The 16,893-nt window shown below is 68.8% G+C and carries 12 protein-coding genes; 6 read left to right on the top strand and 6 right to left on the bottom strand.

Features of this window, described 5'->3' with window-relative positions; translation table 11 throughout:
• The first annotated feature begins 15 nt into the window (after positions 1-15).
• Together menC and Q9R02_RS03845 are read left to right on the top strand one after the other, a co-directional pair.
• On the top strand, positions 16-1,140 hold the full coding sequence (menC, locus tag Q9R02_RS03850) for an o-succinylbenzoate synthase (RefSeq protein WP_305995341.1): 1,125 nt from the start codon (positions 16-18) through the stop codon (positions 1,138-1,140).
• A gap of 56 nt (positions 1,141-1,196) precedes the next feature.
• Positions 1,197-2,852, top strand: a complete 1,656-nt coding sequence (locus Q9R02_RS03845) for a PucR family transcriptional regulator (protein ID WP_305995340.1) — start codon at positions 1,197-1,199, stop codon at positions 2,850-2,852.
• Between the two features lie 10 nt (positions 2,853-2,862).
• Here the strand turns inward: Q9R02_RS03845 and Q9R02_RS03840 are convergent, their stop codons facing one another.
• Positions 2,863-3,375, bottom strand: coding sequence for a GNAT family N-acetyltransferase (locus Q9R02_RS03840; RefSeq protein WP_305995339.1), 513 nt, complete (start codon positions 3,373-3,375; stop codon positions 2,863-2,865).
• Between the two features lie 227 nt (positions 3,376-3,602).
• Entirely contained in the window at positions 3,603-4,223 is a 621-nt protein-coding gene (locus Q9R02_RS03835; protein ID WP_305995338.1) for a hypothetical protein, read from the bottom strand.
• Positions 4,224-4,451: 228 nt separating this feature from the next.
• Between Q9R02_RS03835 and Q9R02_RS03830 the strand changes: the two genes are divergently transcribed.
• Complete coding sequence (locus Q9R02_RS03830) at positions 4,452-5,387, top strand: AEC family transporter (RefSeq protein WP_305995337.1); 936 nt, start codon at positions 4,452-4,454, stop codon at positions 5,385-5,387.
• Positions 5,388-5,509: 122 nt separating this feature from the next.
• Here the strand turns inward: Q9R02_RS03830 and Q9R02_RS03825 are convergent, their stop codons facing one another.
• Both Q9R02_RS03825 and Q9R02_RS03820 read right to left on the bottom strand, forming a co-directional pair.
• Positions 5,510-6,454, bottom strand: a complete 945-nt coding sequence (locus tag Q9R02_RS03825; protein ID WP_305995336.1) for a DMT family transporter — start codon at positions 6,452-6,454, stop codon at positions 5,510-5,512.
• A gap of 118 nt (positions 6,455-6,572) precedes the next feature.
• Positions 6,573-7,553: an LLM class flavin-dependent oxidoreductase gene (locus Q9R02_RS03820; protein ID WP_305995335.1), complete on the bottom strand. Its 981-nt coding sequence runs from the start codon at positions 7,551-7,553 to the stop codon at positions 6,573-6,575.
• Positions 7,554-7,717: 164 nt separating this feature from the next.
• On the opposite strand from Q9R02_RS03820, the gene Q9R02_RS03815 reads away from it, so the two are divergent.
• The gene (locus tag Q9R02_RS03815) at positions 7,718-8,503 is read left to right on the top strand and encodes a slipin family protein (protein WP_305995746.1); all 786 of its coding nucleotides are present in this window, start codon (positions 7,718-7,720) and stop codon (positions 8,501-8,503) included.
• Positions 8,504-8,566: 63 nt separating this feature from the next.
• On the opposite strand, the gene Q9R02_RS03810 is transcribed toward Q9R02_RS03815, so the two are convergent.
• Entirely contained in the window at positions 8,567-10,354 is a 1,788-nt protein-coding gene (locus tag Q9R02_RS03810) for a PxKF domain-containing protein (protein ID WP_305995334.1), read from the bottom strand.
• A gap of 287 nt (positions 10,355-10,641) precedes the next feature.
• On the opposite strand from Q9R02_RS03810, the gene Q9R02_RS03805 reads away from it, so the two are divergent.
• Entirely contained in the window at positions 10,642-11,625 is a 984-nt protein-coding gene (locus tag Q9R02_RS03805) for an ABC transporter substrate-binding protein (RefSeq protein WP_305995333.1), read from the top strand.
• Positions 11,626-11,716: 91 nt separating this feature from the next.
• On the opposite strand, the gene Q9R02_RS03800 is transcribed toward Q9R02_RS03805, so the two are convergent.
• Positions 11,717-15,211 carry a bifunctional proline dehydrogenase/L-glutamate gamma-semialdehyde dehydrogenase gene (locus tag Q9R02_RS03800; RefSeq protein WP_305995332.1) on the bottom strand — a complete coding sequence of 1,165 codons (3,495 nt, stop codon included), beginning with the start codon at positions 15,209-15,211 and terminating at the stop codon, positions 11,717-11,719.
• 163 nt (positions 15,212-15,374) lie between these two features.
• Between Q9R02_RS03800 and Q9R02_RS03795 the strand changes: the two genes are divergently transcribed.
• Complete coding sequence (locus tag Q9R02_RS03795; protein ID WP_305995331.1) at positions 15,375-16,268, top strand: LysR substrate-binding domain-containing protein; 894 nt, start codon at positions 15,375-15,377, stop codon at positions 16,266-16,268.
• The last annotated feature ends 625 nt before the right edge of the window (positions 16,269-16,893 follow it).

Raw genomic sequence — 16,893 nt, 5'->3', positions numbered from 1 at the left:
CATCTAGGAGACCTCATGAAACTCACCGGGATCGAGACCCGAATCGTCGAAATGCCGCTCGTCACCCCGTTCCGCACCTCCTTCGGCACGGAGACGGTCCGCCAGGTCCTGGTGGTCCGGGCCGTGGCCGAGGGGGCCGAGGGCTGGGGTGAATGCGGCGCGAGCGAATCCCCGCTGTACTCCTCCGAATACACCGCCGGCGCCCAGGACGTCCTGGAACGCTTCTTCATCCCGGCACTGCGCACGGCGCAGCAGGAGCTCGGAGACGACTTCGGCGCGCACCGGGTGGCTCCGGCCCTGGCCCCGTTCAAGCAGCACCGGCTGGCCAAGTCGGCGCTGGAGACGGCCGTCCTTGATGCCCAGCTCAGGACCCAGGGGGTCTCCTTCGCGGACTACTTCGGCGCGGTCCGTGATTCGGTCCCCTGCGGTGTGTCGCTGGGCATCACCGACACCATGGACCAGCTGCTGAACACCGTGGAGGCCTCCCTGGCAGCCGGGTACCTGCGCATCAAGCTCAAGATCGAACCCGGCTGGGACCTCGAACCCGTGCGCGCCGTCCGGGACCGGTTCGGGGACATCGACCTCCAGGTCGATGCCAACGCCGCCTACCGGCGCAGCGACGCACGCCTGCTGGCCAGGCTGGACGCCTTCGAGCTGACGCTCCTGGAGCAGCCGCTGCCGGCCGATGACCTGCTCGGGCACGCCGCGCTGGCCCGCGAGATCGCCACCCCTATCTGTCTGGACGAGTCGGCGACGTCGTCCCGCGCGGTGGCGACCGCCGTCGAGCTCGGTGCCTGCAGCATCATCAACATCAAGCCCGGCCGGGTGGGTGGTTACCTGGAGGCGCGGCGCATCCACGATCTGTGCTCCGCCAACGACATCCCCGTCTGGTGCGGCGGCATGCTGGAGACAGGCATCGGCCGCGCAGCCAACGTGGCGCTGGCCGCATTGCCGGGGTTCACGATGCCCGGCGACACGTCCGCTTCGGAGCGCTATTACCAGACCGACCTCACCGAGCCGTTCCGGCTGGTCGACGGCCGGATCGCGGTGCCCCACGGCCCCGGCCTCGGAGTCACCCCGATCCCTGAGATCCTGGAGCGGTTCACCGTGAGCCGGGCCTGGCACCCGGTTCAGGCCTGAGCCGGCGCCTTGAATCTCAGCCGGGCCGCACAATGATGTGAGTGAAGGAGGACGGGATGACGCGTGAACCGGGAATGCACCGGCCGAGGACCACCGTCGGCAGGGTCCTGGAGGAACTCGGTTCCACGCTGCTCCAGCATGTCAGCGGGCCGGAGCACCCGGAGCTGAGCATCGAAGCGGTCGTCATCCACGACCCCGAGGACGAGCTGGACCAACCGGACCGCGCGCTCGTCCTCGGGGTGGGCCTGCGGGACAGTGCCCGGATCCACGGCCTCATCGCCCGCCTCGGGGAACGGGGCGCAGCGGGACTGGTCCTGCGGGCACCGGTCACGGCGGACCCGACGATGCTGAGCGCCGCCCACTCCGCCGGGGTCACCGTGCTCTCCCTGACCCGAGGGGTCTCCTGGGGGCACCTGGCCGGCACGCTCGGGGTCCTCATGACGCCGTCGGATCCCGACGACGCCCGGCCGGCGTCGTTCGGCGGGATCCCCGCCGGCGACCTCTTCGCCGTGGCCAACTCCATCGCCGCGCTGCTGCAAGCCCCCGTCACCATCGAGGACCGGCATTCCAGGCTGCTCGCCTTCTCCAGCGTGCAGGAAGGCGCTGACGCCTCCCGCATCCAGACGATCCTCGGCCGCCAGGTCCCCGCCCAGTACACACGCTTCCTTGAGGAATCCGGCGTGTTCCAGGCCATCTACCGCAGCGAACGGCCCGTGACCGTCGCTCCCCTGCCGCGGGAAGCCGGCGCGCAGCCGGAGGAACAGGCGCGGGCGGTGATCGCCGTGCGGGCGGGCGAGGAGATCCTCGGCACCATCTGGGTCGCGTCCCCGGCCGCGCTCAATCCGGCGCAGGAACAGATCCTGATCGATTCCTCCCGCCTCGTCGCCATGCACCTCATCTGGCAGAGGACCGACGCCGATCTCGAGCGCCGGCACCGCGCCCAGCTCCTGGGCGCCGCCCTGGACGGCGGCCCCGGGGCCCAGGACGCGGCCCGCGCCCTCCGGCTGCGCGAGGAACCCGCCGTCGTACTCGCCCTGGCGCTCGACGTCCCCGACGGTTCCCAGCTCAGCCACGCCCATCTGGCGGCCGAACGCAAGCGGGTCGCCGACGCCTTCGCGGTGCATCTGGCCTTCGCCCATCCGCAGGCGGCGTCCGGGCTCATCGGCGACATCGCGTACGGGGTGATCCCGCTGAGCGCCGCGGACTCCGACGACTCCGGCGGTCCCGCCACGAGATTCGCCGGGGAGTTCATCGCGCGGGTCCGTTCCCCGCTGCGGGCGCTGATCGGGATCGGCCGGGCGGCCGCCGGGCCGGGGAACCTCACCTTTTCCCGGTCCGGAGCCGACCGCGCGCTCCGCGTGCTGCGCTCCCCGCTGTCGGACCGCTCCACGGCACGCTTCGAGGACGTCCACGCCGAGGCGCTCCTCCTGGAGCTCCCCGCGCCGGCCGCGGAGTTCCCGTCCGGGGCCATCGCCCGTCTGGCCGCCTACGATGCGGACCACCAGGCCAGCCTCATCGACACCCTGCGCGCCTGGCTCGATGCGTTCGGCGACGTGAGTGCGGCGTCCGCCGCCGTGTATGTGCACCCCAACACCTTCCGGTACCGGCTCAAGCGGGTCACCGAGGTCGGCGGCATCGATCTGGCCGACCCGGACGCCCGCTTCGCGGCCATGCTGCAACTGCGGCTGCTCGCCCTGTCCCGGGCCCGCTGAGGCGCGGGGCTCAGCCCACCCGGTACTTGAAGCCGACGTGAGACCCGGTGAAGCCGAGGCGCTCGTAGAAGCGGTGGGCGTCCACCCGCGCGGCGTCGCTGGTCAGCTGCACCAGCGCGACGCCGAGCGCCTCCGACGCCGGGCCGGTCACCCAGTTCATCATCGCCGTCCCGATGCCGGAAGAGCGGAGCGCGCTGCTGACGCGGACCGCCTCGACGAGCAGGCGGGTGGAGCCGCGCCGGGCCATGCCGGGGATCCTGGTCAGCTGCATGGTGCCCACCAGCTCTCCGTCGGCGGACACGGCGACCAGCAGGTCATTGGCGGGGTCGGCCAGGATCCCTTCCAGCGCGGTCGCATACGCCGCCCTGTCCCCCTCGGCCGCGACGTCTCCGCGGGCCGCGCTGATCGGGTCGTCGGACAGCAGGCGCATCAAGGCATCCAGGTCATCGACGACGGCGCGGCGCAGCGTCACGTCGCCGGTTCTGGTGCGGAGCGCGGTCGGCAGGTCGAGGGGAGCGAGCATGTTCCAACACTCTCACGGGCCATGCCGGCCCCGCCCCGGCCCCGTCCTGGCCCTTGCCCGCCCACCGGCCCCTCCCCAGTCCCAGGAACACGCCCCGCCACCGCCACAGCCCAGGCCCACGCCCGCCGAAACAGTGGGTTTCCGCTGAAACAGTGGGTTTAAACCACTGTTTCAGCGGAAACCCACTGTTTCGGCGCGCCGAGTTCCGTGCTTCGCAACCCTGCAGTTCAGACATCACTCGGCAAAAGCGGTGGCAACTGAGTACCGTCGAATCCGTCGCGGTGATTCGGGGTATTGGAACAGACCCATTGCGGGCCGGTTGGTGTGCTGACAACGCTCATGTCACCAGGGTTGTGTTCGGGACACCAGGGGCACTCTGCCGAGGGCTGCGTCAGCCAAGTCGAACCATCACGGGCGCGTTCGACGGTGCCGATGCCTAGCGGAAGGACATGTGACCCATGGGTCCTGAGACCATTCGATGTCATCAACGAGAAGTAAGCAGTTGCTGCCGAGGCCAAGCTGAGAAGCACAAGTGGAACGGTCAGATTCGGGATCGCCCCGATTCCAAGGAAGGAAACGATGGTGATGAGACCTGACACCCCGGAAAGCAGATCAACAGGCCATATCTTCTTCTGTTGGCGCCGATCCATGACAGCCCTGGGACGGGTGTCCCATCGGTCCTGATCCCCAAAGTGAACGTCACCACCAGCCTGAATATTCGTTCCTCCCCGGTTGTTACTTTGGTCCACGGTAGGCGGTTCGAACCTTGCACTGCCACAAAAGGCGCAGAACGCCGCGCCTTCCGAGAACGGATGCCTGCACGTCGAGCAATATTCGTCAGTAGCCACAGTTCCTCCTAGTAACGAGACATGGTGACGAATATCTAACATCGATCTCTTAATAACAAGTAGTGTTTTGCTATGTGACTATTTTCGTCACTGGCGATGCCGCGGCACGCTTGAGGCTTTTTGCGAATCCGCGGAGGCGAGGAACGATCAGATCCCGCGCACGCCCCCCTGAGCTCGGATAGTGAGACTAAATAGTCCACCCCTCGGACGCTCGCCTAGAGTGGGACCGTGTTGGGTGTTCTCGCCGGTTTCTTCGTGGTCTGGTCCATCATCGGTGTGGGCTGGTTCGTGGGCCGGCGGAAGATCCTGGGTGAGAACGCCGGCCAGACGCTCAGCCGGCTGGCATTCTTCGTCGCCAGCCCCGCGCTGCTCTTCGAGACGCTCTCCAAGGCACGCCTTGAGGACGTTCTGGGCCCGCAACTGGCCGTCGCCGCGATCTCCGGCACCGCCGTCGGCGTCGTGTATCAGTTGATCAGCCGCCTGGTCCTCAAGCGCGAGACGCCGGAGAGCATCATCGGCGCCATGAGCGCCAGCCAGGCGAACAGCGCCAATCTCGGCATCCCGATCGCCGTCTACGTCCTGGGCGACGCGAGCTACGTGGCGCCGCTCCTGATCTTCCAGCTGGCGTTCTACAACCCGCTGAACTTCCTGCTCCTGGACGCCACCCTGGGCGGCCGCAGCGCACGGCAGAACGTGGTGGTGAAGTTCGTCCTGATCATCCTGAGGAATCCGATGATCGTCGCGTCCGGCGTCGCGCTGGCACTCTCGGCGCTGCGGGTGAGCCTGCCGGACCTGGTGCTGCAGCCAATCCACTTCATCGGCGGCGCCGCGGTCCCCGCCATGCTGATGTCATTCGGCATGTCCCTGAACGGCAACCGGCCCCTGTCCGCGGCGGGCGGGCGGCGTCCGGACATCCTGATCGCGTCCTCGTTCAAGCTGGTCCTGCACCCGCTCCTGGCCTTCCTCACCGCCCACTTCCTCCTGGGCCTGGACGGCCACGCCCTGTTCGCCGCCACGATCGCCGGCGCCCTGCCCACGGCACAGAACGTGTTCGTGGCCGCCAACCGCTACCAACAAGGCGTGACGGTGGCCAAGGACACGGTCCTCATCACCACCGTCATCGCGGTCCCGGCGATGATCGCGATCGCGTCGCTGCTGCACTGAATCACCCCGGAGCCCCGGCACGACGACGGCCCCGGGCAGCGGATCTCCCCCGCCCATGTGGACATTCCCCTGAGCTGGAGCGCTGGGGAATGTCCGTAAGGGCAGGGACTTGCCGCAGCTGGCTAGACTCCGGTTCGCCTCCCACCCCGCTGCCCCAGCAGCATCGCCCCGAACGCGAGCACCAGGCCCACCAGCTGCAGCGGCCCGAACGTCTCCCTCTTGACGAGCACTCCGAGGCCTGCCGCCATGAGCGGGGACAGGAATCCCAGCAGGGACGCCCTCGTCACCGGCAGCCGCCCGATCGCCCAGAACCATAGCGAGTAGGACAGCAGCCCGCACACCACGCCGACCCACAGGTACCCGGCCAGCCCCCGCGCGTCGACGGCCGCCGGGAAGCCCTCGGAGAGCAGCGTCAGCGGCAGCAGGAACAGGCCGCCCGCCGTGAGCTGCCAGCCGACGACGGCGATCGGCCGCACCCCGTTCGGCGTTCCCCACTTCTTCGTCAGCACCACGCCCAACGCCATCGATCCGGTCCCCACCAGGGCCGCGAGGACCCCCACGGCATCCAGCCCGGCGGACCGCCCCAACACCACCAAGGCCACGCCCACGGCTCCGATCACGGCCCATGCGAGCCGTTGGAACACCAGCTTCTCCCGCAGTACGGCCACCGCAAGGAACACGACCATCAGGGGTTGGACGGCGAAGAGCGTTGCCGCCACGCCGCCGGGCAGACGAGCCGCCGAGATGAAAAGCAGCGGGAGGAAGAATCCGATGTTCAGCAGGCCCAGGAGAATCGCCCGGAACCACCACACGCCACGCGGCCAGGCCCTCCCGAGCAGCAGGGCGATCAGGCCGGCTGGGAGAGAGCGGTCCAAGGCGGCGAACAGCGGGTGCCCCGCCGGCAGGAAATCCGTGGTCACCAGGTAGGTGGTGCCCAGAGACAAGGGAGCCATGGCGCCGAGCACGGTCACTGCGACGAGTGGCATCGGCCGACGACGCACCGCTTTTGCGGCCGAGGGTGCGGCGGCCGCCGCCGTACCCTCGTCGAGGGCGGCGTCGGAACTCATGGTTCCACTTTCGCCGGGGAGGGCCGGAGAGTCCAGCGTGTTGGGTTCATGTCGTCCGTCAGCGGCGGCGACCCCGGAGTGAGAGCGGCGACGGCGGCCTGAGAGACCGCCCGGGAACTCAGACCAGCGCCGCCTGCCCCAGCAGTTCCGCCGAACGCAGCTTCGCCTCTGTGCCTGGCGCCTGGTGCGCCACGATCAGCTCGTCGGCGTCGGCGTGCCGGGCGAAGCCTTCCAGGTACTCCAGCACCGCGGCCGGCTCGCCCACTGCCGAGTACCGCACCATCTCGCGCAGATGATGTCCCTGCGGCGAGTCGAGCACCATGTCCGCCTCCTCCGGCGTGAACACGTGGTCCTTGCCGAAGAAGGTCTGAACGCGCTGGCGCAGGGAGTCGCGGAGCAGGTCCTGGGCGATCTGGTTCGAATCCGCGGCCACCACGTTCACGCCCGCGATCACATACGGCTCGGCCAGCTGCGCGGACGGCTTGAACTGTTCCCGGTAGATGCGCACGGCATCCTGCAGGGCGGCCGGCGCGAAGTGGGAGGCGAAGGCGTACGGCAGGCCGAGCGCCGCGGCCAGCTTGGCTCCGAACAGGGAGGACCCCAGGATGTACAGCGGCACCCGCGTCCCCTTGCCGGGCGTGGCCTCAACGCCGGGGATGAGGGTCTTCTCGCCGAGGAACCCCTGGAGCTCCTGGACGTCCTGAGGGAAGGTGTCCGCAGCCATCGGATCGCGGCGGAGCGCCCGCATGGTGTTCTGGTCGCTGCCCGGCGCGCGGCCCAGACCCAGGTCGATCCGGCCCGGGTGGAGGGTCTCCAGGGTGCCGAACTGCTCGGCGATGGTCAACGGTGAATGGTTCGGCAGCATGACGCCTCCGGCGCCCAGCCGGATGCTCTCCGTGTGCGCCGCGATGTGCGCGATCAGCACGCTCGTGGCGGAGGAGGCGATGCTCGCCATGTTGTGGTGCTCCGCGTACCAGACGCGCCGGTACCCTGCCCGTTCGGCCAGCCGCGCCAGTTCGACGCTGCCGTCCAGGCTCTCCTTCACACTCTGGCCGGGGCCGATGGTCGCGAGGTCAAGGATGGAGAGCGTCAGAGTCATGTTGGCGACAACGACGGCGCGTGGCCGGGCATTCCTGGCGGCTCTCCTCAGCCACTCCCCAGCTCCTTTTCCAGCCGTCGGGGAGACAATGAAAGGAGGCGCTGCGCGGGCCGTCAGAGGTTCCGGGCGGCCCACGAGCTAAGGAGGGGATCCGCATGGACCCCATGGTTCCAATGGTCTTGATCCTGATCGTCGTCATCATTGTGGTGATCATCCTGGCGCGGATGTCCATCCGGATCGTGCAGCAGTACGAACAAGGCGTCCTGTTCCGGCTCGGCCGGGTGGTGGGCGTGCGGATGCCCGGGCTGCAGTTCATCATCCCGGTCATCGACCGGCTGCGCCTGGTGAGCCTTCGGATCGTGACCATGCCCATCCAGTCCCAGGGCATCATCACCCAGGACAACGTCAGCGTGGACATCTCCGCCGTCGCGTATTACCGCGTGGTGGATGCGGTGAAATCCGTGGTGGCGATCGAGAACGTCGAGGCCGCCATCAACCAGATCGCCCAGACCACCCTCCGCAAGGTGGTGGGCCGGCACACCCTGGATCAGACGCTCTCCGAGACGGAACGCATCAACGAGGACATCCGCGAAATCCTGGACGTCCTCACCACGGCGTGGGGCATCGAAGTGACCCTGGTGGAGCTGAAGGACATCCAGCTGCCGCAGACCATGAAGCGCGCCATGGCCCGCCAGGCGGAGGCCGAGCGTGAGAAGCGTGCCAAGATCATCGCGGCCGAGGGCGAGGCCATCTCCGCCGTGAAGCTCGGCGACGCCTCGGACACCATGATGGCCCACCCGCTCGCCCTGCAGCTTCGTAATCTGCAGACCCTGGTGGAGATCGGCGTGGACAAGAACACCACGGTGGTCTTCCCGGCCCCGCTGATGAGCACCATCGGCGAGCTGTCCGCATTCCTGGCGCGGGAGAACACGGCGGCGGCGGAAAGCTGAAAAATACGACGGCGGGTGGCCGGGCATGCGCGCCCGGCCACCCGCCGTCGTCGGCGTTCTTCCTTACTTGATCTTGAAGTTGGCCGAAATGCTCGAGCCGTCAGCCGCCGTCACGGTCAGCCGGTAGCAGCTGCCCGTGGTGGTCGGGGTCTTCCAGTTGTAGATGAACTGGCCGCCCGTGACGTCGTACCGCAGCGAGGTGTTGCCCGTGGCGGTGGTCTCGATGGCGTCCTGCGTGGCCGTGGTGGAGCAGGTGATCTTGCTGGCGCTGAAGCTCAGCAGCGACGGATCGGTCAGCTCCGTGGGGCCGGCGAACACCTGGAACTTCGCCGGGACGGTGCTGCCGCCCTTGACGGTGTTGAGCACGCCGTTCATGTCCACCGGCTGGTAGAAGCCCTTCAGCGTCCAGGCCAGAACCGTGTAGTCCTGCGTGGTGACGGACGTGTTCCCGGCCATGTCCTTGGCGGTGGCGGTCAGGGTGTGGTGGCCCAGAGCCGTCGAATAGCCGGTGACCACACAGCCGTTAGGGCCGGACAGGTCATCGGCGGACGTGCAGCTCGGGGCGGCCGGGACGTAGCCGAAGTAGACGTCACCCAGGGTCGAATCGAAGCTGGCCGTCGGGGCGGTCTTGTCGATCTTGAAGCTCTGGCCGGCGGCGCCCACGGCGCTGGAGTTGCCGGCGTTGTCGGTGAAGGCGGGGCTGTCGACGACGACGGCGGACCCCTCACCGCTGGACGTGGCGGTCTGGGTGGCGCTGGCCGGGCCGGACGTGGCGTCCGTGCCGGTGAAGGTGGCGGTCACGTCCGAGACGTACCAGCCGTTCTCCCCGAGGGTGCCGGAGGCGCTGGTGTAGCCGACGCTCGGCGCGGTGCCGTCCTTCTTCAGGGACACCGTCACCGGGCCCGCGCTGCCGCCGCTGCTGGTGGCGCTGCAGGAGTAGTCGGTGGACTGCTGGTCTGCGGTGACGTCCTGATCCACGCAGCCGGTGGTGGAGAGCGTGCTGGTGGAATCCGGTTCGGAGACGATCCAGTGCAGCTTCACTTCGCTCTGGTACCAGCCGTTGTTCCCGTCGGGCGTGGCCGGGGTCAGGGTGTAGTCGATGGTGGGCGGCGTGGAGTCCACGATGCTGTACGTCACGGAGCTCATGGCCACCAGGCCGCCGTGGTCCGTGTAGCTGCAGCTCGCCGTCTGGGACCCGATGCCGTTGGCGGAGTCCGGGCCGGTGATGGCGCTCAGCGTGGCCGGGAAGGTGCTGGGGCCGTCCTCGGCGTCGGTGACGTTGCACGTCGCCGCGGGTACGGAGCCCTTGTTGTAGGAGGCGCCCGTGGTGACACCGGTGATGCTCACGGCCGGCGCCGTGTTGGAGGGCGCCGGGGCGGTCACGTTGACGACGAACGTCGCCGGGTCCAGGTTGAAGCTTCCCTGCGCAGTGCTGGACACCAGGGTGGCGCTCACCGTGGTGGACCCCACCGTGAGCGGGGTGACCGTGATGGTCTTCGGGTCGTCACATGAGGTGAACGTGACACTGGACGGGCTGACCGAGGCGATAGCCGGCGAGCTCGACTTGATGTCCAGCTTGAGAGTCGTCTGGCCGGTCAGATTGCAGCCGTTCTTCCCGTCGCCGTTGCTCGGGTTGACGTTCAGGACGGTACTGCCCGTGGCCCCGCCCGCATTCAGCGGCATGACCTCGGCCACGGAGTCGATGGTGTTGTCCAGGTTGTTGTAGATGTCATCCGCCTGGGCGATGCCCGCGGTGGTGATGAGCAGCGCTCCAGCTGCCAATGCCGCGCTCAGGTGGCGGCCCGCTGCATGCAGGGACGATCGCCCTGAAAATGCGCGTGAGTGATTCATGGTGATGCCTCCCCATCGTGCCGGCAGCCCCCCGGCTGCACGGTCGCCCCAGCCTAAACTGAGCGTTCCCTGAAAGACCCGAGTAGTGGGTACTCGTTTTTCCAGGTCAGAGGCCGATCAGTGTGTCCGGGCATGACTTCCGGCGGCGTCCGGAGTCCCTCCCACATCCCCGGATGACGTCCCGATTCCCCGTGTTTCCGTGCGTCTCGCACCGTGTCGCGCCGCTTTGACCGCCGGTCCGCCCACCCCGGAAAGTGGCTGCACACGCACTCCTACGAAAGGTCATCATGAGCTCTGCACGAACGTCCGCGGCCGCCGTCGTCCTTCTGGCCACCGCCGCCGTGGGGCTCAGCGCCTGCTCCGATCCGGGCGCGAACGCGGCCGGGAACAACAATGCGCCGTCGCCCTCCGCCACCGTCGCCGGGAAGGTCTTCAACCTGAGCCCGCAGCAGGACCGCTTCCCCGTCACCGAGGACCCCGCCGCCGCGGCACTGGTCCCGGACGCCGTCAAGGCGGACGGCAAGCTGACGGTCGCGGTCAGTCCCAACGCAGCCCCGCTGGCCGTCTACGCGAGCGACAGCAAGACGCCCGTGGGCAATGAGGTGGACATCGCCGTCGCGGTCGCCCAGAAGCTGGGGCTGAAGGCGGACATCGTGCCCACCAGCTGGGAGAACTGGCCGCTCGGCGTCGAATCCGGCAAGTACGAGGCGGTCATCTCCAACGTCACCGTGACGGAGGCGCGCAAGGAGAAGTTCGACTTCGCCAGTTACCGCAGCGACAAGCTGGGCTTCTACGCCAAGAGCGACAGTCCCATCACCTCCATCAGCAAGCCCGCCGACGTGGCCGGCAAGAAGATCATCGTGGGCTCCGGCACCAATCAGGAGTCGATCCTCCTGGCGTGGGACGCGGAGAACAAGAAGGCGGGCCTGCCGCCCGTGCAGTTCCAGTATTACGACGACGACTCGGCGTCCACGCTGGCCCTGCAGTCCGGGCGGGCGGACCTGACCCTCGGTCCCAACGCGACGGCCGCGTACAAGGCTGCGAACACGGGGCAGACGAAGCTGGTGGGGCTGCTCGACGGCGGATGGCCGCTCAAGGCGAACATCGCGGTCGGGACCAAGAAGGGCAACGGCTTCGCCAAGGCCGCGCAGGCCGCCCTCAACGACCTCATCCAGGACGGCACGTACGGCAAGATCCTGGACCGCTGGGGCCTGACCGCCGAGGCCGTGCAGCACTCCGAGCTGAACCCGCCGGGCCTGCCGAAGAAGTAAGCCCGCCTCGTTCCTCCGCGAGAAGACAAAAGATGCCGCCGACGTTGACCGTCAGCGGCATCTTTTGTCGTCTCGCGAGAGGGAGGAGCTGCTAGATCAGCTCATCCGAGAGGTGGTTCGGCGTGCCGAAGCGGTGCGCCGTGATGGAGACCGCCTGCTCCTTCAGGAAGGTGAGCAGCTCCACGCGGCCGGCAGCGACGACGTCGTTCGCGTAGATCGCCACATCGGGCTTGCCGTTCGCGGCCTCCGCGGTCGGCAGCACCTCGGCGCCGATCAGACGGATGCGGGCGGCGGAGTCCGGGCCGGTCTTGGCGGCGAGGCGGCCGACGCGGGCGGCCCACGCGGCGTCGTCCTCGGTGGCGGCCTGCAGGCCGGCGGCGCTCAGAGCCTGCACGACGGCGGCGGGCAGCGTCTCGCGGGAGCTCACCACGGTGCCCTGCGGGGTCTTTCCACCCCACGCCGTGGCGGCGGCGGCCGCGATGCGGAGCACCTCGGCCAGGCCGCGGCCGGAGGCCTCACCCTCGAAGCGGATGGTGGCCGGGACGGCGTGGTACCGGAAAACATTGCGCTCGGCGGTCAGGCCGGAGGCGTCGCGGTTGGCACCGAACTCGGTGGTCCAGGCCTGGGCGTCGGAGGCGAGGGCGCCCTCCAGCCAGGCGAGGTCCTCGGAACCGAGTCCGGCGGTGCGTGCGGCATTCAGGAGGCCCTGCGCAGCCATCGCCGGGGAGCCGGCGGCCGTGACCGCGGCGTCCTTCCAGGAGCCCAGACCCACCAGGTAGTTGGGGCCGCCGGCCTTGGTGCCCGCGCCCACGGCGGACTTCTTCCAGCCGCCGAACGGCTGGCGGCGGACGATGGCGCCCGTGATGCCGCGGTTCACGTAGAGGTTGCCGGCGTGGATGTTCTGCAGCCAGTAGTCCAGCTCGCCCTTGTCCAGGGAGTGCAGGCCGGAGGTCAGGCCGTAGTCGATCTCGTTGACCATCGCCACGGCCTCTTCCAGGGTCTCCGCGGTCATGACGCCCAGGATCGGGCCGAAGTACTCGGTCTGGTGGTACTCGCTGCCGCGCTTGACACCGGTGCGGACGCCCGGGCTCCACAGCTTGCCGGACTCGTCCAGCTGCTGGGGCTTCAGGACCCACTGCTCACCGTCGCCGAGGGTGGTGAGGCCGCGCAGGAGCTTGCCCTGGGCGGGCTCGATGACCGGGCCCATCTGGGTCTGGGGGTCCACCGGGTAGCCGACCTTCAGGGAGCGGGCGGCGTCTTCGAGCTGCTGGTTGAAGCGGCGGGACTTCGCCACGGAGCCCACCAGCACCACCAGGGAGGCGGCGGAGCACTTCTGGCCGGCGTGGCCGAAGGCGGACTGGACGACGTCCTTGGCGGCGAGGTCCAGGTCAGCGGACGGGGTGACGATGATGGCGTTCTTGCCACTGGTCTCGGCCAGGAGCGGCAGGTCCTTGCGGAAGCTGCGGAACAGCTCGGCGGTCTCGTAGCCGCCGGTGAGGATCAGACGGTCGACGGCGGGGTGGGACACCAGCTGCGTGCCGAGCTCACGGTCGGCCAGCTGGACGTACTGCAGCACGCTGCGGTCGATGCCGGCCTCGTCGAAGGCCTCCCAGAGGGCCTCGACCATGACGGCGCCGGAGCGGCGGGCCTGCTTGGCGGGCTTGATGACGACGGCGGAGCCGGCGGCCAGCGACGCGAGAGTGGAGCCGGCCGGGATGGCGACCGGGAAGTTCCACGGCGGGGTCACGACGGTCAGCTTGGACGGCACGAAGGTGGCGCCGTCGACGTCGTCGAGTTCCTTGGCGAGCTCCGCGTAGTAGTGCGCGAAGTCGATGGCCTCGGAAACCTCAGGGTCTCCCTGGTCCAGGGTCTTGCCGCACTCGGCGGCCATGACCTCGAGCAGCTCGGCACGGCGGGCCTCCAGACGCACACCGGCGCGGTGCAGGACCTCGGCACGCTGGGCTCCCGTGAGGGCGCCCCATTCGGCACCGCGGGCGACGGCGGTGGCGATGACGGCGTCGAGCTCTTCCGCGGTGTTCAGCACGTGGGAGTCCGCGGTCGCCAGGCCGAGGGCGGTGCCGGGCACGCGCTCCAGGATGGCGCGGCCCCAGGTGCGGTTGGCGGGCAGGTCCGGATCGGTGTCCGGGGTGTTCTCGAAGCCGGACACCTCCGTTTCCTGGAACGCGGTGCGGTCCTGCACGCGGTGGGGGCCGGGGACGGCGTCCGTGAGGGCGTTCAGGGAGGCGAGGAAGCGGTTCTTCTCGCGCTCGAAGAGGGCCTCGTTCTTGTCCAGCTCGAACACGGCGGACATGAAGTTCTCCTGGCTGGCGCCTTCCTCGAGGCGGCGGATCAGGTAGGCGATGGCCACATCGAATTCACCCGGGTGTACCACGGGGGTGTAGAGGAGCAGGGAGCCGACGGTCTGCTTGACCGCTTCCGCCTGACCGGTGGCCATGCCGAGCAGCATCTCGAACTCCAGGCCCTCCTTCACACCGCGGGCTTCCGCGAGAAGGTGCGCCAGCGCGACGTCGAACAGGTTGTGCCCGGCGACGCCGATGCGCACGTTTCCGATGCGCTCCGGGGTGAGGGCGTAGTCGATGACCGACTTGTAGGAGGTGTCCGAGTCCTGCTTGGTGCCCCAGGTGGCCAGCGGCCAGCCGTGCAGATCGGCGTCGACCTGCTCCATGGGCAGGTTGGCGCCCTTGACGATGCGGACCTTGATGGGGGCGCCACCGTCGGCGACGCGGGCGGCGGACCACTCCTGGAGGCGGATCATGGCGCTCAGGGCATCCGGCAGGTAGGCCTGGAGCACGATGCCGGCTTCCAGGTTCTTGAACTCGGGGCGCTCCAGCAGGCGGGTGAAGACCGCGATGGTCAGCTCGAGGTCCTTGTACTCCTCCATGTCCAGGTTGATGAACTTGCGGGGGTTGGACGTCGCGGCCAGGCGGTAGAGCGGGGCGAGCTTCTCGATGATGTGCTCCACGGCCTCGTCGAAGGCCCAGTGGTTGTGCGGGGCGACCGTGGAGGAGACCTTGATGGAGACGTAGTCGACGTCGTCGCGGGCGAGGAGCTTGCGGGTGCCCTCCAGGCGGCGGGAGGCCTCGTTCTGGCCGAGGATGGCCTCGCCGAGGAGGTTGACGTTGAGGTGGATGCCGTCGCGCTTGATCTTGGCGATGGAAGCACCGAGCTTGGCGTCCGTGGCGTCCACGATCAGGTGGCCGACCATCTCGCGCAGCACGCGGCGGGCGACGGGGATGACGACGCCGGGCAGCACCGGGGCGAGGGAGCCGCCGAGGGCGACGGCGGACTTCATGTACCAGGGCAGGAAGGCGGGGACCTTGGGAGCCAGGGCCTTGAGGTTGCGGGCGGCGACGCTCAGGTCCTCGGGGCGGACGACGCCGTCCACGAACCCGACGGTGAAGGCGAGACCGTTGGGGTCCTTCAGGACGCCGGCGAGCTGTGCGGCGGAGGCGTCCACGGGGACCTTGGCGCCTTCCTCGAGCCAGCGGCGCACCAGGGCGATGGCCTCCGTGGCCAGGTCCTGGGGCCTGACGGACGGCAGTTCGAGACGTGCGGGGGCGCTCATGCGTGCTCCTTGTGAAGAAGGGGGATTTCCGGGGTCCCCGGATGGATCTGAAAAAAGTATGCGCCCGGGAGAAGATTAGGAAAAGCGATCTTTTCCGTAGGATATGCATCAGCTTTTATGAACTGTTGCCCGGGTGCTTCCGCACCCCGATCGGGAGGTCCCCATGCTGGAGATCCGCAGGCTCCGACTGCTCCGTGAGCTGAGCATCCGCGGCACGCTGGCGGGGGTGGCGGACGCCCTCGCGTACAGCCCGTCGTCGGTATCTCAGCAGCTGGCGCTCCTGGAGAAGGAGGTGGGGGTGGAGCTGATGCGGAAATCGGGCCGGAGGGTGCTGCTGACGCCGCAGGCGCAGCTGCTGGTGGAGCACACGGGCGAGCTGCTGGACGCGTTCGAACGGGCGGAGGCCGCGGTGGCGGCGAGCCAGGACGAGATCCGCGGGACCGTGCGGATGGCCGTGTTCCAGAGTGCGATGCTGGCGCTGCTGCCGGCGACGCTGAAGGCGCTGCGGGAAAGGCATCCGGCGCTGCGGATCGAGATGGTGCAGTACGAACCGGAGACGGCGCTGCACGAGACGTGGGCACACGGCTTCGACCTGGTGGTGGCGGAGCAGTACCCGCATCACGCGGCGCCGCACTTGCCGGGGCTGGACCGGATGAGGCTGGTGGAGGACGCGATCCGGCTGGCGGTGCCGCCGGAGAGTGCCTTGGAACGGCTCACGGATGCGGCGGAGTTGCCGTGGGTGATGGAACCGCGGGGGGCGGCGACCAGGCACTGGGCGGAGCAGGCGTGCCGGTCCGCCGGGTTCGAACCGGATGTGCGGTACGAGACGGCCGATCTGCAGGCACACATCAGCCTGGTGGAGTCCGGGCATGCGGTGGCACTGCTGCCGGACCTGATCTGGGTGGGGCGTCAGCCGTCGACCGTGCGGCTGGTGGAACTCGCGGACTCGCCGCACCGGACGGTGTTCACCTCGGCTCGGGCCGCGAGCGTGGGCCGGCCGGCGATCAGGGCGGTGCGGAGCGCGCTCGAGGAAGTGGCACGGGAGCTGGTGCCGTAGGGAGGTGGCGGCGTAGGGGTGGTGGCGCCGTAGGGGTGGTGGCGCCGACGCCAGGCTAGGGCTGATGGTTGAAGAGGGAAAGCGCAGCGCAGAATGCATCGGGGTCGCCGAAGGACGTCGAGTCGATGTGGATGGTTCCCGGGCCCAGGAGTTCCACGTGTGGTGTCCGGTAGGGAAGCACGACAAACTGGCGAAGGCCGTTCCGCCATGCCTCGATGAGCAGGGGAAGCCTCTCCCGCTTGTCCAGAGCGGAGACCGGTAGCCGGGCGGGAAGGTCGAGGGCGCGGGACCAGGCGCCGTAGCGTGGCTCGGCCGACGGAGGCAGCGGAAACGGGGCGGTGCGCGGATGCTGTGCGCCGTGCAGATTGCGAAGTGGTCCGTCTCCGCTATGACTGCCGTCTGCCCGTCCTGGGGCCTCGCGGAAACGGTCTGTTGCCAGCTCCCAGGACAGTTCCCATTCCAACACGAGGCGTGCCCGTTCGGCAGCATCAGACGCCAGTCGGAGCCTGTCAAGTTGTTTGTGTAAGCGGGGCGTTGCCGGGTTTCTAGAGGTAGGGCTGGATTCGGTCGGGGTAGGCCAGGGCGAGTTGGGCGAGGGCTTGTTTCCAGTTCGTGGTGATCTGTC

It is taken from the genome of Arthrobacter horti, assembly GCF_030731045.1.
Classification (GTDB): domain Bacteria; phylum Actinomycetota; class Actinomycetes; order Actinomycetales; family Micrococcaceae; genus Arthrobacter_E; species Arthrobacter_E nanjingensis.
This window is presented reverse-complemented; position numbering and strand designations above follow the sequence as displayed.